Source organism: Vibrio sp. 10N.239.311.G01, assembly GCF_041465805.1.
Classification (GTDB): Bacteria; Pseudomonadota; Gammaproteobacteria; order Enterobacterales; family Vibrionaceae; genus Vibrio; species Vibrio crassostreae_C.
Genome location: NZ_JBFSRM010000021.1, coordinates 35,563 through 52,163, shown reverse-complemented (window position 1 = coordinate 52,163; position 16,601 = coordinate 35,563). Strand labels below are relative to the sequence as shown.

General features: G+C 45.5%; 13 protein-coding genes. 4 read left to right on the top strand and 9 right to left on the bottom strand.

The genetic code is table 11. The features are described from left to right. Positions 1 to 440 precede the first annotated feature (440 nt). From vpsR to xerD, 6 genes are all read right to left on the bottom strand, one after another. Positions 441 to 1,775 carry a cyclic-di-GMP-binding transcriptional regulator VpsR gene (gene vpsR, locus AB6D06_RS16280; protein WP_372100370.1) on the bottom strand — a complete coding sequence of 445 codons (1,335 nt, stop codon included), beginning with the start codon at positions 1,773 to 1,775 and terminating at the stop codon, positions 441 to 443. 271 nt (positions 1,776 to 2,046) lie between these two features. Continuing rightward, positions 2,047 to 3,579 (bottom strand): lysine--tRNA ligase, encoded by a 1,533-nt coding sequence (lysS, locus tag AB6D06_RS16275; protein WP_372100369.1) that lies wholly within the window; start codon positions 3,577 to 3,579, stop codon positions 2,047 to 2,049. Positions 3,580 to 3,677: 98 nt separating this feature from the next. Then, positions 3,678 to 4,776, bottom strand: a protein-coding gene (gene prfB / locus AB6D06_RS16270) for a peptide chain release factor 2 (RefSeq protein WP_100208942.1) whose coding sequence is annotated in 2 segments (ribosomal slippage) — positions 3,678 to 4,700 and positions 4,702 to 4,776 — 1,098 coding nt in all. Because the reading frame shifts where the segments join, the coding sequence is not laid out codon by codon here. Between the two features lie 235 nt (positions 4,777 to 5,011). After that, entirely contained in the window at positions 5,012 to 6,748 is a 1,737-nt protein-coding gene (recJ, locus tag AB6D06_RS16265; RefSeq protein ID WP_017059329.1) for a single-stranded-DNA-specific exonuclease RecJ, read from the bottom strand. An 80-nt stretch (positions 6,749 to 6,828) separates the two neighbouring features. Then, entirely contained in the window at positions 6,829 to 7,608 is a 780-nt protein-coding gene (locus tag AB6D06_RS16260) for a thioredoxin fold domain-containing protein (RefSeq protein WP_017062874.1), read from the bottom strand. Between the two features lie 26 nt (positions 7,609 to 7,634). Continuing rightward, complete coding sequence (xerD, locus tag AB6D06_RS16255) at positions 7,635 to 8,549, bottom strand: site-specific tyrosine recombinase XerD (RefSeq protein ID WP_017059327.1); 915 nt, start codon at positions 8,547 to 8,549, stop codon at positions 7,635 to 7,637. Between the two features lie 150 nt (positions 8,550 to 8,699). Here xerD and fldB point away from each other — a divergent pair, with 150 nt between their 5' ends. Next, entirely contained in the window at positions 8,700 to 9,221 is a 522-nt protein-coding gene (gene fldB, locus AB6D06_RS16250) for a flavodoxin FldB (RefSeq protein WP_017062875.1), read from the top strand. Between the two features lie 146 nt (positions 9,222 to 9,367). Here fldB and brnQ read toward each other — a convergent pair whose 3' ends face one another. Next, entirely contained in the window at positions 9,368 to 10,681 is a 1,314-nt protein-coding gene (brnQ, locus tag AB6D06_RS16245) for a branched-chain amino acid transport system II carrier protein (RefSeq protein ID WP_136981991.1), read from the bottom strand. A 314-nt stretch (positions 10,682 to 10,995) separates the two neighbouring features. Between brnQ and AB6D06_RS16240 the strand changes: the two genes are divergently transcribed. Both AB6D06_RS16240 and srmB read left to right on the top strand, forming a co-directional pair. After that, entirely contained in the window at positions 10,996 to 11,724 is a 729-nt protein-coding gene (locus tag AB6D06_RS16240) for a tRNA1(Val) (adenine(37)-N6)-methyltransferase (RefSeq protein ID WP_372100363.1), read from the top strand. A 107-nt stretch (positions 11,725 to 11,831) separates the two neighbouring features. Continuing rightward, on the top strand, positions 11,832 to 13,097 hold the full coding sequence (srmB, locus tag AB6D06_RS16235) for an ATP-dependent RNA helicase SrmB (protein WP_017059323.1): 1,266 nt from the start codon (positions 11,832 to 11,834) through the stop codon (positions 13,095 to 13,097). A 115-nt stretch (positions 13,098 to 13,212) separates the two neighbouring features. Here the strand turns inward: srmB and yaaA are convergent, their stop codons facing one another. Further along, positions 13,213 to 13,989 (bottom strand): peroxide stress protein YaaA, encoded by a 777-nt coding sequence (gene yaaA, locus AB6D06_RS16230; protein ID WP_017059322.1) that lies wholly within the window; start codon positions 13,987 to 13,989, stop codon positions 13,213 to 13,215. Positions 13,990 to 14,197: 208 nt separating this feature from the next. Beyond that, on the bottom strand, positions 14,198 to 15,625 hold the full coding sequence (locus tag AB6D06_RS16225) for a sodium:alanine symporter family protein (RefSeq protein WP_032545312.1): 1,428 nt from the start codon (positions 15,623 to 15,625) through the stop codon (positions 14,198 to 14,200). Between the two features lie 709 nt (positions 15,626 to 16,334). Here AB6D06_RS16225 and AB6D06_RS16220 point away from each other — a divergent pair. Beyond that, positions 16,335 to 16,523 carry a DUF3545 family protein gene (locus AB6D06_RS16220; RefSeq protein ID WP_017059319.1) on the top strand — a complete coding sequence of 63 codons (189 nt, stop codon included), beginning with the start codon at positions 16,335 to 16,337 and terminating at the stop codon, positions 16,521 to 16,523. The last annotated feature ends 78 nt before the right edge of the window (positions 16,524 to 16,601 follow it).

Genomic DNA, 16,601 nt, shown 5'->3' with positions numbered 1-16,601 from the left:
CTGATGTGAGTGACATATCAGTCACCATGTCAGTACACGGATCAAACGACGCGCAAATATGCTGTATAAAATCGAAATGTTTCATTTGCGCCTCCAAGCTAACTAAGAAATCCAAAAAGAAATGGGGTAGTGAAAGCAGACAAGTCTTTGTTAAAACGCTGCTTTCACGGTTAAAGTCTAACCAAGTGAGTATATTATTCAACCGCTAATTGGCTCACATTTTTAAAACAATGCATTCACCTGGAATATCAGTTGCATATTCATTTATATATAAGATATTCACTATTATTATATAAGATCACAGAACATATCTCTTAGTGACCTAGGGGGCATCTCTCAATTGTTCGAATGTGAACACAGCGACTAACAACAAAAAGAGCCACGCATGATGCGTCGCTCTTAAATTTACACTAACAGATTGAATCACTTAGCAAAGAATTCTAAATAACGCCCTCAGAAATAAGGCTGTGTTTATTCAATAAACGGTACATCGTTGCTCGTGATACTCCGAGCTCCTTAGCAGCCAACGAGACCTGTCCACCGTAAGATTCCAATACAATCAACAATGCATCGCGCTCTGAACGCTCACGAATGCTTTTCAAACTGCGACGTTCATCATTCTGTTTTGGTAAATCCAGTTGGTGATCCTCAATGATCACAGCATCAGACATCAACACAACACGCTTAATCTGATTCATCAGCTCACGCACATTTCCAGGCCAATGGTATCGATTCATCGAACGGATAGCATCGTCTGAGAAGCTCTTCGCTTGAGCATTAAACTCTTTCGAGTACTCACGCAGAAAATGATTCGCCAGTACTGAAATATCGCTCACACGTTCTTTTAAGCTTGGAACATGAATACGCAGAACATTGATATAGTGATAAAGCTCTTCATTGAAGTCGCCCTCGATCAACGCCTTCTCGATATCAGAGGAGTTCGCGGCCAGAATACGCACATCGACAGATTTAGGTCCATTCGCAGTTTCAATCTTACCTTCTTGTAGAAAGCGCAACAGGTTCAGTTGTTGATTGCGTGGCATCGCTAAAACATCATTAAGCAAGATGGTTCCGCCATCGGCTTCTTCCAACATACAAGGCGCAGTCGCTGACTGTGCTGATATGCCAAACACCTCGGCCTCTATTCTCATTTCAGACAAGGCACGACAGTTAACCGTTAAAAATGGTTTCTGTGCTCGCGACGAATTTTGATGAATCGAGCGTGCAATCGTCTCTTTACCAGCCCCACTCTCGCCATAAATCAAGATACTGACATCAGTCGGCCCAATACGCTTTACTTGGTCTCTCAAGCGCTTCACGGCCACAGAATCGCCTAGCAGTCCCATGTTGTTATTGATGCCGTAGTTTGGCCATACCTTCTGCTCAAGCTTAAGCATACCCAGTTGGTGACCAATGGTACTCAGCAATTGAGCATCTGGGATTGGTGCCGTGAAAAAGTCGATACAGAAGTTGACGATAAACTGGCAGATCGTATCAGAGCTTAATTGAGATTCACGGATAAAGGCGAGCCATCTCACCTGCTTGTTATTGCTCACAAGGTTAGCAATACCGTTGAGACTGAACTCATCATGACTAAGATCGACAATACCAATACATGGGCCAATATCAGCAATCAAAGCATCGGCTTTTCGTAAATCTGCACACTGGGTACACTGCCAACCCACTTGTTCTAACACTGATAACCAGGGTTCGTACGCACCACCAACGACGATAAGAGAACCTGGTAAGGAATCCATCTTAAATTGAGTTCCCATCCTTCTTCCTTATTCTATTTTTATTTAAATCAGACTAATACGAGTCACTGCTTCATCGTTCGACAAAATGCCGCGAGAGCGTATTCAGCGCAGAGACGTATAGTAGTGAGACTATCTTAGATTTTATGTCTCAATAGTAAGACTATGTCAGAAATAACGATTTTTCGAATCAAGAGTGCGGTACAGACTAGGTTTTGAAGCCCCAAAACAGAAAAAGCCACCCGAAGGTGGCTTTTTAATTACATAGGCTGTTACGCCCTATAAGCGAGAATTACGCCTGTGGACGCATTGCCGGGAACAAGATCACGTCACGGATTGTGTGCGTGTTTGTAAATAGCATTGCTAGACGGTCGATACCGATACCTTGACCCGCTGTTGGCGGTAGGCCGTGCTCTAGTGCAGTAATGTAGTCTGCATCGTAGTACATCGCTTCGTCATCACCCGCGTCTTTCGCGTTAACTTGCGCTTTGAAACGCTCGTCTTGGTCTTGTGCATCGTTAAGCTCAGAGAAACCATTCGCAACTTCACGGCCACCGATGAAGAACTCAAAACGGTCTGTGAAGAACGGGTTGTCATCGCTACGACGAGCTAGAGGAGAGATGTCCGCTGGGTAGCCAGTGATGAACGTTGGTTGAATTAGCTGAGGCTCAGCCGTTTCACCAAAGATCTCTTCTAGAAGCTGACCACATGTCCAGAACGTTTCTACGTCTACGTGTACAGATTTTGCGATAGCAACCATCTTTTCACGGTCTTGTAGGTCTGCTTCTGTTAGCGCTTGAATCTCAGCGTGCTCAGGGTTGTAGTGTTTGATTGCATCGAACATGCTCATGCGAGCGTAAGTGCCACCGAACTCAACCGTTTCGTCACCGTAAGGCATAGAAGTAGAACCAAGAACGTCCATTGCTGCCGTGCTTAGCATCTCTTCTGTCAGATCCATAAGGTCTTTGTAGTCAGAGTACGCTTGGTAGAATTCCATCATTGTGAATTCTGGGTTGTGACGTGGAGATAGACCTTCGTTACGGAAGTTACGGTTGATCTCGAATACACGGTCAAAACCACCCACCACTAGACGCTTAAGGTAAAGCTCTGGTGCAACACGTAGGTACATGTCGATGTCTAGTGCATTGTGATGAGTGATGAACGGACGTGCAGTTGCGCCACCCGGGATCACGTGCATCATTGGCGTTTCAACTTCTAGGTAGCCTTTCGCGCTCATGAAGTTACGGATTGAAGATACAAGCTTAGAACGCACGATGAATGCATTACGAGAATCTTCGTTCACGATTAGGTCAACGTAACGCTGACGGTAACGCATCTCTTGGTCAGTTAGACCGTGGAACTTCTCTGGTAGAGGACGAAGTGCTTTAGTCAGCAATTCAAACTCTTCCATGTTCACGTAAAGGTCGCCTTTACCTGATTTGTGAAGCGCACCTTTAGCACCGATGATGTCACCGATATCTAGGCCTTGGTACTTCTCTTTCAGTACTTTTTGAACGTCTTTCGCTGCGTATGCTTGGATACGACCAGAAGTTTCTTGAATCGCAAGGAATGGACCACGCTTCGCCATAACACGACCAGCGATCGCAACGATGTGGTTAAGCTCTTCTAGCTCTTCCTTAGTCTTCTCACCGAATTCCGCTTGAAGATCGCCAGCTAGGTGCTCACGACGGAAGTCATTTGGGTGACCGTTAGCTTTGCAGTTTTGGCGGATGTGATCCAGCTTGCTGCGGCGCTCAGCGATTAGTTTGTTCTCTTCAGGTGAAGAAGCTTCTTGTGCGTTTTCGTTTTGAACAGCATCAGTCATTAGAGATGTACCCTGCTTTTAAAATTTGGACCGCTATATTTTTGCAAATATAGGCATTTTTACCAATATTATTGGTAAAGCTTAATAGTTGATAAAGCTTACAGACCTGATTTCAGGCTAGCTTCAATAAACTTGTCTAAGTCACCGTCAAGAACCGCTTGAGTATTACGGTTTTCGATGCCGGTGCGTAAATCTTTGATACGAGAATCATCCAGCACGTAAGAGCGGATTTGACTGCCCCAACCGATGTCTGATTTCGTCTCTTCGCTCGCTTGTTTTTCAGCATTTTGTTTTTGAATCTCAAGTTCAAAAAGCTTAGCACGTAGCTGCTTCATCGCTTGATCTTTGTTCTTATGCTGCGAACGGTCATTCTGACACTGAACCACAGTGTTAGTCGGAACGTGAGTAATACGTACCGCTGATTCCGTGGTGTTTACGTGCTGACCACCAGCGCCAGAGGCACGGTATACGTCAATACGTAGGTCAGAAGGATTAATGTCGATCGTAATGTTGTCATCAATCTCAGGATAGATAAACGCAGATGCAAATGAAGTATGACGACGACCACTTGAATCAAATGGTGACTTACGAACTAGACGGTGAACACCAGTCTCTGTGCGTAACCAACCGTAAGCATACTCACCAGAAATACGTACCGTTGCGCCTTTAAGGCCAGCAACATCGCCATCCGACACTTCGATAACTTCAGTCTTGAAGCCTTTCGAATCTGCCCAACGTAAGTACATGCGCAACATCATTGAAGTCCAGTCTTGAGCTTCTGTACCGCCCGAACCTGACTGTAAATCGATGTAGCAATCTGATGCATCGTGATCACCAGAGAACATACGACGGAATTCCAGCTTCTCTAGCTTAGCTTCAAGCTCGGCCAGTTCTGGTTCAATTTCATCGAACGTTTCTTGATCTTCTTCTTCAACCGCAAGCTCTAATAGGCCATCAACATCCTCAACACCTTGGTCAAGTTGGTCGATCGTTTCTACTACCGCTTCCAATGCAGAACGTTCTTTACCTAGCGCTTGAGCACGCTCAGGTTCGTTCCATACATCCGGTTGTTCTAATTCTGCGTTTACTTCTTCTAGACGCTCTTTCTTAGCGTCATAGTCAAAGATACCCCCTCAGGATATTTGTGCGCTCAGACACATCCTGCAGACGGTTTTTTATAGGATTGATTTCAAACATTTTAGCTCATCATTTATGAGTAGAATTTAACCGAAGAATTGTACTCAAAAGTGTGACGGAGATACAGAATTTTTTAGAGTGGTGAACCAAGATTCAACAACTTAATGGGATATAAAATTGACAGGCATAAAAAACACGTAAATTTTGTAAGGGCAGGAAGGAAAACAAGCCCTGTTTTTGAACAGAGCTTGTTGAATTTGGCACTATATGATGAGCATTATTGAGCCCAAAATCACTATTTGGCTTCGATATGATCAATCATCAGCTGCAACGATTGGTTGCCGCGAAATTCGTTGATATCGAGCTTAAATGCAAGATGAACGGTTTTTACTGATGCATCAGGCCAGCGACGTAGGTCGACGTTAAAGGCAATACCGTCAATCATCACATTGGTTGGGTGGCCTTTGTAGAGCGGCTCAAGCATCAGCTTAAGGTGCTTTTCACCCACCAGCTTTTGGTGCAGCACTTTAAACTCACCATCGAAGATTGGCTCAGGGAAAGCTTGTCCCCACGGGCCACCTGAACGCAGCGTTTCAGCGGTGTGCATCGAGAACTCTTCTGGTAACAGCTCACCATCAGACAAGATAATGCCCTTCAGTGCTGTTTCTCCAAGTTCATTCTTCACCACATCATTGAACAGCTTGCTGAAGCGTTCAAAGTCCTTTTCCATGATGGTTAAACCAGCCGCCATTGCGTGGCCACCAAATTTAAGAATCAAGCCAGGGTTTTGAGTATCAATTCGGTCCAATGCATCACGCATGTGCAGACCCGGAATTGAACGACATGAACCTTTGATACTGCCTTCGCCGCCATCTGCAAACGCAATCACTGGGCGGTGGTATTTGTCTTTGATACGCGAAGCCAAAATACCAATCACACCTTGGTGCCAATCACGTTGGAATAGTGCCAAGCCAGAAGGTAGGTCGTCTTTACCAAATTCAAGGCGCTCACAAAAAGCCATCGCTTCTTGCTTCATACCCTCTTCGATCTCTTTACGTGTTTGGTTCAAGCCATCTAACTCACTCGCCATTCGACGAGCCGCATGGATGTTGTTACTCATTAGCAGCTCAACACCAAAAGACATGTCGTCTAATCGACCAGCTGCATTGATACGAGGACCAAGAGCAAAGCCAAAGTCAGACGCCACCAAACGCTTAGCGTCTCGCTTAGCAATTTCGATCAAGGCTTGAATGCCCGGACGAGCTTTACCCGCACGAATACGTTGCAAACCTTGATGAACTAAAATTCGGTTGTTTTCATCGAGTGGAACCACGTCGGCAACCGTACCCAGCGCCACAAGGTCAATCAGTTCCATCAACTTAGGTTCTGTCATGCCGCGCTCTGCAAACCAACCCAATTTACGCATGTGAACACACAATGCCATCATCAGGTAAAAAGCGACACCAACCCCCGCTAGGGCTTTCGAAGGAAAAGCACAACTTTCAAGGTTTGGGTTAACCATAGCATCGACCATTGGCAGTTCATTGCCCGGCAAGTGATGATCGGTAACCAGAACCTCTAGCCCTTTCTCTTTAGCAAAGCGAACACCTTCAATTGAAGATACACCGTTGTCGACCGTCATGATCACTTCAGCACCAAGCTCGATTGCCTGTTCAACAACCTCAGGGCTCAAGCCATAACCATCTTCAAAACGGTTTGGTACCAGATAGTCGACGTTAGAGCTGCCGAGCATACGTAACGCTAAAACAGACAGCGCCGAGCTGGTCGCGCCATCGGCATCAAAGTCACCAACAATGATGATGCGTTTTTGCTGCTGAATAGCTTTGAACAACAGCTCAACCGCAGCATCAATGCCGCCCAGTTTTTGATAAGAGTGCAAGCCTTTCGCTGCTGTCTCTAGTTGGTCGGCACTGTCGATTCCACGACTCACATAAATGCGCTTTAACAAGTCAGGTAAGTGAGCAGGTAAGACTGAAATGTCGACCTCAGGACGGCGTTGGATCTCTATCATATAAAAATGGGCCCGATATCAATCAGGCCACTCCTTAAATCAAAAACATGGGGGATAAATTGGCAATACAGAAAACGAGATTATTGCTCTAAACGTTGAAGAAGTTGTGCTGGCGGTAAGTAACCACTCACCAACTCACCACTTGCTAGCACGATAGCCGGTGTGCCATTGATGCCAAGCTCACGACCCAGTTGGTATTGTTTAGCAATGATCTGCTTTTGCTCTGCTAGGTCTTTACCAGACGCTGGCATTTGACGGTTTACTTTAGCGTCATGCATCGCTGTTTTTGGATCATCTGACGCCCAGATTGCTGCCATTTGATCGGCAACTTGCCCTGTCGCACCTTGGCGTGGGTAAGCCATGTAACGAACGGTGATACCCAAATCGTTGTAGCCTTGCATTTGGCTGTGCAGACGAACACAGTAGCCGCACGTAATGTCAGTAAATACCGTCACAACATACTTTTCGTTATCGGCTTTGTATTCAATAACCGTATCCGACATCGCTGCCACTTTTTCAGCATTCAGCGGAGCTTGACGCTCAGCCAAAACATCACTGAACTTTCCGTTTTCATCCAAAGAGTAAAGAGTGCCGGCTAGAAAGTGATCGCCCTCTGGAGAAGAAAAGATAATGCCGCTGTTGGTTTGAACTTCTAAAAGACCATCGATATCCGAAGGCACAATCTTATCGACCTTAATACCGATTTTTTCAAAACGCTTAGTTAACGCAGCTGTATCAATAGCTTGAGCTGGAGCAGCTTCTACGGCTGTTGATGTTGTTTCTACTTTCGCTTCTGATGCATTACATGCAGTAATCATAAGAGGAAGCGCTAGTAGAGGAAGACGGCGTAATACGCTCATTAAGTTCACCTTAAAAATAAATGGATTTAAGCACGTGGGTGATGCTGCGCGTGAATTTGCTTCAGCCTTTCAGTCGCCACGTGAGTATAAATTTGGGTTGTCGATAAGTCACTATGCCCAAGTAACATCTGTACGACCCTGAGATCTGCGCCATAGTTCAGTAAATGCGTCGCAAAAGCGTGTCTCAATACGTGTGGTGACAACAGCTCTGTATCGATCCCAGCGACGACCGAGTAGTGCTTAATACGATACCAGAACGTCTGACGGGTCATTTGCTTGGCGCGTTTACTCGGAAAAACCACATCAGAACTGTTTTCGCCAAGTAGATGTGGACGACCTTGTTCAATAAAAGTCTCTATCCAATCCACCGCATTTTCGCCCATTGGTACTAAGCGCTCTTTGCCACCCTTACCAATAACACGCACCACGCCCTGTCTTAGGCTGATGTTTTCCATCGTCAAGCTAACCAGTTCTGTCACACGCAAACCGGTTGCATAGAGTAACTCAAGCATCGCCTTATCGCGAAGCTCAATCGGATCGTTCGGATCTGGCGCATCGAGCAAAGCATCAACCTGCTCTTCGCTCAAATCTTTCGGCAAGCGTTGCGGCAGCTTCGGGCTGATCAACAAGGCACTTGGATCATCGCCTCTGATTTTCTCGCGGTGCAAATATTGGAACAAGCGACGAATCGCCGACAACATACGGGCACGAGAGGTCTGCTTAAAATCGGCGTCGGCTAACCAGCCTTGATAATCCTGTAAACCTGAAAGGCTAATGAAGTCGAGGCGGTAATTGTTCTTTTCCATCCACGCTAATAACTTGGACAAATCGGTACGGTACGAGACAAGCGTATTCTCCGATAATCCTCGCTCCATCCACATAGCATCTAAAAACTGCTCAACGAGACCGTGGTCTGCGCTCTGCCCTTGAGGCGACTGCATAGTGTTACTCACAATATTGGAAACTGTTTTGAGAGTATGCCAGAGCAAATATGAATGCCATAAAAATTACGACTTGAGCGGATAATCGCTGCAATCGAAGTCGATTTATGGTTAGAATTCGCCATCTGAAATTAAAATCGAACGTTTGCTATGAAAATTGGATTATTTTACGGCTCAACCACCTGCTACACAGAAATGGCAGCAGAGAAAATTCGCGGCATTATTGGTGAAGACCTAGTTGATATCCATAACGTGAAAGAAAGCCCTCTTTCATTGATGGCGGACTACGACCTTTTATTGCTGGGCATCTCGACTTGGGACTTCGGTGAAATCCAAGAAGATTGGAATGAACTGTGGGAAGACATCGCAACCACGCCTATGAAAGGCAAGGTTGTGGCTCTGTTTGGTTTGGGTGACCAAGAAGGCTACGGCGAATGGTTCCTAGATGCGATGGGTCTATTGCATGATGAACTGAAAACCGCGGGTGCAGAGTTTGTTGGCTTCTGGCCAAACGATGACAGCTACGAATTCGAAGCGTCTAAAGCGTTAACCGAAGACAAATCTCAATTCGTTGGTTTGGCGCTTGATGAAGATTCACAATACGAGCTAAGCGACGACCGTATCGCAAGCTGGGTTGAGCAAGTACTGGTTGAGTACAGCGAAAAGCTATAACCAAACAGAAGTACTCCCGGCTAAGTAGCTAACCAAGTAACTAGCTGGATATAAAAAGACCACAGAATACAAAAAGGCCTCATTACTGCGAAGTAATGAGGCCTTTTCTATTTCATCTCGAAGGACAATCTAATCTCAACGGAAGATTAAACAGTCTCTTCAGCCATCTCTTGTTCTGTTGACTTGCCAACAAAGAACATACAGATGATTGCAGCCGTTGTTGGAAGCAACCAACCCATACCGATCTCAAACAGTGGCAGCATCTTAAGTGCAGACACGTCTACACCCGCTACTTTAGCGCCATCAATAAGAGCAAACAGCAGTGACACTAATACCACTACGCGGTAAGCCGCTTTTGGATTAGGGAAACGGCTACGTAAGAATGTCAGAGCAACCAACGCGATAGCGACTGGGTACAGTGCAAACAGTACTGGAACAGACAGAGAAATCAGTTGAGAAAGACCAACGTTCGCAACGGTTGCACAAGCTACACCATTGATGATTACCCAAGTCTTGTAAGACAGAGGCGTTAGCGAGCTGAAGTAATCAGAACATGCTGACACAAGGCCAATCGCCGTAGTTAGACATGCTAATAGTACGATCACAGAAAGCACTAGCTGACCAGAAGGACCAAACAACGATTGAACGTATAGGCTTAAAATAGCACCGCCATTGTCTGCACCAGCTGCGACTGTTGCACTTGTTGCGCCTAGGAAAAATAGAGAGATGTAAACAAACGCCAGACCCGCTGCGGCAATACAACCCGCGCTAATTAGGTACTTAGTCGTCGCTGCACGGTCAGTAATGCCCTTGCTACGAATCGCATCAACAATCAGCATACCAAACATCAAAGAAGCAAAAGTATCCATGGTGTTGTAGCCTTCAAGGAAACCTTTGGTCAGTGGTTGAGTGATGTACTCACCGTGAGCCGCAAGAACGTCGCCTTGAGGGTTAACGAATACAGCAATCGCCAGCACAACCAAACCAACGAACAGTGCAGGTGTTAGCACCTTACCAATGACGTCAATAAGCTTACCTTGCGACCATGAGAAGAACATCGCTACTGCAAAAAATGCAATCGAAAAGAGAGTTAGGTGAGCTTGAGAGGCATCGATGAAGAACGGTTTCACCGCCATCTCATAGGCAACAAGGCCAGTACGCGGTGCAGCAAATGCAGGACCGATAATAATAAAGATCAGTACAGCCATGATGGTTGCTGCTTTCTTAGGAAGATCTTTAGTTAAGTGACCCCAAGAGCCACCAGCCACTGCGACCGCGACGATAGTGATTAACGGCAGACCAACGGCAGTCAGCAGAAAACCAGACATCGCTGGAAGGAAGTGATCACCGGCTAATTGGCCAGCTAGAGGTGGGAAGATGATGTTACCCGCACCCAAGAAAAACGCAAAAAGCATAAAGCCCAATGCCATTATATCTGTTAGTTTTAGACTCTGTTTCACAGATAATCCTTAATTATATTTATGAATTTATGTTGTGCTTACATGAATGTTACAGCTCAAAGCTGCCAATCAATCTATAAAATAGTCGCGCATAATGACGAAACAACTGGCTAGCTGCAAGTCACCACACAAAAACACCATATAAATTTGCATATGAGAACAAAAAGCAGTGGATTCCACTAGCTATAGAAAAATAGCCACAATTATAAACTAACCATAATGCACAACAATATTTTTCCAAGCAGAACATTGATTCATACAAGCGGTTAACATTAGAGCTAATCACTTAAAATATCTCGATACTCAGAACATTAATGAAAGACAAAACAGTGCAAACTAAAAGCTTCAATTTTAAGCAATTCTCAATTTACGGCGGGAAAAGCGGTATGCCAGTCAGTACCGATGGCGTATTACTTGGCGCGTGGGTAAGCCTGCCACAAAGATCATGTGTACTCGATATTGGAACCGGGACAGGTCTGCTGGCTTTGATGGCTGCGCAGCGTTTTGAAGATGCTTCAATCTCTGCGATAGATATTGATCAACACGCTATTGATGCTGCCACTGTCAATATTGAGCAGTCGCCTTGGCAAAATCGTATCTCCCTTGATCACGGCAGCGTGTTAACAGCCGACTTTCCACAAAGGTTTGATGCGATCATCTGTAACCCGCCCTACTTCAACTCTGGAGAACAGGCGCAGCAAAGCCAAAGAGCCACCGCCAGGCACACCGACAGCTTGGATCATTTAGCGCTTGCCCAGCGTTGTTTCGAGATAACAACCGACGCCGCGACTGCCAGTTTCATCCTACCGACGCCTGAGGGGGAAGGTTTTATCAAGCTTGCCGAGCAATGTGGTTGGTATCTAGCAAAACGCCTTGATGTAAAAACAACAGATAAAAAGCTAGCTAGCCGAATTTTATTCGAGTTATCTAAAGATCCTGCTTGCGAGCAAGATTTGCAGCGCGAATCGCTTACAATTCACCATCAAGGTGGTTATAGCGAAGCATTTATTGCGCTCACTAAAGATTTTTATCTCAAGATGTAGCAAATACCATGTGATCCTAATCACTAATGCTTCTATAATGTCCGACTACTCTTTTTTATCGTCTGCTTTTTGAGGCAGAAACATTTATTGCTTGTGGAGAAACAACAGTGATCAGAACCTTTGCAGAACTCGATCTAAACCAAGAGCTGCTTAAAGCAATTGACGAAATGGGCTACGAACGTCCAACACAGATACAAGCTGAAGCAATCCCACAAGCGTTAGATGGAAGAGACGTTTTGGCTTCTGCGCCAACAGGTACTGGTAAAACAGCATCATTTGTATTGCCAGCACTGCAATACCTACTGGATTTCCCACGTAAAAAATCTGGCCCTGCACGTATGCTTATCCTGACGCCAACGCGTGAGCTAGCAATGCAGATCACCGAACAAGCACGTGAGCTTGCTAAATACACCAGCCTAAATATCTTCACGATCACGGGCGGTGTGATGTACCAAGAGCACGCAGATATCTTAAGCACCACTCAAGATATCGTAGTAGCAACACCTGGCCGTTTGATGGAATACATTGAAGGCGAGCGTTTTGACTGTCGTGCGATTGAATGGCTGGTTCTAGATGAAGCCGACCGCATGCTAGACATGGGCTTTGGTCCTGTTGTTGACCGTCTGTCTGCAGAGTGTCGCTGGCGTAAACAAACTTTACTGTTCTCAGCAACGCTAGAAGGTAAAGGCATTGAAGGCTTCACTGAAGATCTACTGAAAAACCCAGCGGAGATCGATGCGAAATCATCACTTCGTGAGCGTAAGAAGATCACTCAGTGGTACCACCGTGCAGACACAGCAGAGCACAAGCTGAACATCCTAAAGCACGTCATCACAGAGCAAGCTGAGCGCAGCATCGTATTCTTGAAGACGCGTGATCGTCTAGGTGATCTACGAGCTCAACTTGAAAGCGCGCAAATCCCATGTGCGTGGATCCAAGGTGAAATGCCTCAAGATCGTCGTAACAACGCGATTGCTCGTTTCCGTGACGGCTCTGTAAACGTACTACTAGCGACTGACGTTGCTGCTCGTGGTATCGACCTTCCAGACGTAAGCCACGTAATCAACTACGACATGCCACGTACTGCTGACGTATACCTACACCGTATTGGCCGTACTGCTCGTGCTGGTAAAAAAGGTAACGCGGTTTCTATCATTGAAGCGCACGATCAACTAATGATTGAGCGTGTGGCTCGTTACACAGACGAACCAATCAAAGAACGCTTTATTGAAGGCATGCGCCCTACGCATAAGAAAGCGGCCGTGACTAAGAAGAAGAAGCCGAAGAAAGAAGATAAGAAAGCGGTAGAGAAACAAAAAATCGCGAAGAAGAAAAAAATCGCGAAGAAAAAGAAAGCAGCAAAGAAGAAGTAATCTACCAGCTTCAACGATTCAATAAAAAAGCCCCATGCAGTTCGCTGCATGGGGCTTTTCTCTATCTGGTCTGTTATCAGGCTAAAACCGAGAGCTACTCGTTAGCCAAGGACTACTAGTTTTGCTCTTCGCGCTTAAAGACAAGCTCTTTCGCGTTCGACTCTTCTTCAACGAAGTAGTAGCCCGCCGTATCAAACTGGGTCAGCGCCTCAACCGAGTCGATCTTGTTCTCGATGATGTAGCGAGCCATCATGCCACGCGCTTTCTTCGCGTAGAAACTGATCACCTTGTACTGACCGTTCTTGCAGTCTTTGAATACAGGGGTAATCACTTGGCCATCCAAGTTCTTCGGCTTCACGGCTTTAAAGTATTCGTTAGACGCCAAGTTGATCAACACATTGTCGCCTTGAGCATTCAACGCTTCATTCAGCTTGTCTGTGATGATGTTGCCCCAGAACTGGTACAAGTTAGTACCACGAGCATTGGCTAAGCGTGTACCCATCTCTAGGCGGTATGGCTGCATCAAATCTAATGGCTTAAGCAAGCCATATAACCCAGAAAGCATGCGCAGGTGGTCTTGTGCGTAGTCAAAATCTTCATCCGATAGCGTTTCAGCGTCTAGGCCAGTGTATACATCGCCTTTAAAGGCTAGGATTGCTTGGCGTGCGTTGTCTTGGGTAAAGGTCTCGCTCCACTGCTCAAAGCGCGCTACGTTCAACCCTGCGATTTTATCGCTGACTTTCATCAGTGCAGAAATATCTACTGGCGTCAGTTTGCGGCACTCTTCAATCAGCTCAGCAGAGTGTTCAACAAACTCAGGCTGACTAAAGCGTTCCGTCGCTAATGGTGATTCGTAATCAAGTGTTTTGGCTGGAGAAACGACAACTAACATAACTTTACCCTAATCGGTTATCTAACTGGATGCTGCTAGAGTATAGAAAAAACATCAACTTGTCTTTATGACTGTTCCTATTACTTCGATAGGGAGAATGAGCTTCGATAGACAGAATGAGACAAATGACAGGCAAACAAAAAGGCTAAGGTCGAAACCTTAGCCTTTCTAATCACTTTAGGATGAGCCGTTTATCGCTCCAACAAGATTACTTCTTGTTGTTGTCCCAAATACCGTCTTCCAGCTGAGACTTAAGCTCTGGGAAGTCATTCGAATCGAATGTTGGTACTTTACCCGCGTCTAGTTGGCGGTTGTAGTCTTTCGCTAGCTTAATCACGATACCTGATAGCAGGATAATCGCCACCAAGTTAACAATCGCCATTAGGCCCATCGATACGTCAGCCAGTGCCCATACCGTTGGTAACGTCGCTAGAGAACCGAACATAACCATACCCAGAACAACGATACGGAACAGCACTAGGCCCTTCTTGTTGTTGTGCTCAAGGAAGATAAGGTTCGTTTCAGCGTACGAGTAGTTTGCAATGATTGAAGTGAAAGCGAAGAAGAAAATCGCTACCGCTACAAAAATGCCGCCCCATTCGCCCACTTGTGCTGTTAGTGCACGTTGCGTTAGTTCGATACCCGTTACTTCACCGTGTGGTACATACTCACCAGACATCAGGATGATTGCGACTGTTGCTGAACAGATAACAATGGTGTCCATGAACACGCCTAGCATTTGCACGTAACCTTGTGATGCTGGGTGCGGTGGGTAAGGCGTAGCAGAAGCTGCTGCGTTTGGCGCAGAACCCATACCCGCTTCGTTCGAGAACAAACCACGTTTGATGCCGTTAATCATCGCTTGTGCGATTGCGTAACCTAGGCCACCCGCTGCTGCTTCTTGCAGACCGAATGCACTCTTGAAGATAAGAGCCAGTACTTCAGGCACTTTCTCGATGTTCGCGAACATCACGTACATAGCGATCGCTAGGTAAGCCAATGCCATGATTGGAACGATGATTTCTGCTGTGCGTGCAATCTTACGGATACCACCGAAGATAACGAACGCAGAGATGATTACGATACCAACACCAACGTAGCTACGCTCAAGGTCGAATGCCGTATTCATTGCGCTTGCAATCGCGTTCGCTTGAACCGCGTTGAATACAAGACCAAATGCAATGATGAGGAAGATAGAGAATAGAACCCCCATCCAACGCATGCCTAGGCCTTTCTCCATGTAGTATGCAGGGCCGCCGCGGTAGTTACCGTCGTTATCACGCGTTTTGTATAGCTGTGCCAGTGTGCTTTCTGCAAACGATGTTGCCATACCTAGCATTGCGATTAGCCACATCCAGAAGATAGCACCAGGGCCACCAGCGGTTAGTGCTACAGCAACACCTGCCATGTTACCCGTACCTACACGAGCAGCGAGACTAGTACAAAGAGCTTGGAAAGAAGAGATACCAGCACTGTCTGCTTTACGGCTGTTTCTAAGAACAGAGAACATGTGGCCGAAATGGCGGAATTGAATGAAGCCTAGTCGTACAGTGAAGTAGATACCCACACCAACCAGTAAGTAAACTAAGATAGATCCCCAAAGGAGATCGTTCATCAAATTGATTAAGTCTGTCACGTGAACCTCGTAATTGAGTTTAAGCACCGATCATGCTTCCTAGCCTTCCTCTTAATCACCTATGCCTCTGTCAATGTTGTGTCGGCACTCTTGTTATATTCTTGCGGCGATTGAGACTGTAAATGTCGCTTCATGCATCCATTTTACGTATCAGTGTATTTTTTGACGGGCGGATAATGCAGCGAGACGGCCTAAAAATCAATATGCAAATACACTTATATTAAAATGACATTTCACTAATAACACACCTTTTGTTAACACAACTTTCAACAATGCAGCCCAATAAAAGTCACATTATCGGGACATAATATCAACAACAGCCACGGCACTACCCCAACAAGAACACCATCCTATAAAAATGACGTCAGCCTAGGTTTTACAAGGTATAGTGAAGATCTTCGTTTTTTTCTAGGCCAATGAGATCCCTATACCGCACGGTACCATGTGCACTTCAATGCATTGTAGTCAAAACGCTATTCCATTCGCACAATGAATTAACATTCAATAACCCCCAATTTAATCGTTTACTTAGGTTTGTTTGCCTGTTTTTTATACATAATAATTCTCACAATGTGTGAGCATGCATAAGAAAATAGAACAAAAGCTTCATGGATTTGAAACAAATGAGAAACAAATCAAAGTTATTGTGAACCTAAATATGATATTTATTGGTTCGTAAGAACTAGTCCCACGGAAGGAGATATGGCTTATGGATAGCTTTCAATTCGATGAAGTATCAGAACTAGAAATGCCTCGTGTAACTCAAAAATCACGCTCGAAACCACTCAAGCGTAAGTGGCGTGAAATCGAAGCCATCAACGATCGTAGGCAGCTTGAGAAAGAGCTGAGAGAGATGAACCTAGGTCTTGATTTTAGCCTTGACGATATAAAACTTTAATCAGCACGATAAGAAATCAGATAGCAAAAGGCACCTATATAGGTGCCTTTTTTATTTTTTGAGGTAGTTAATCCGCTC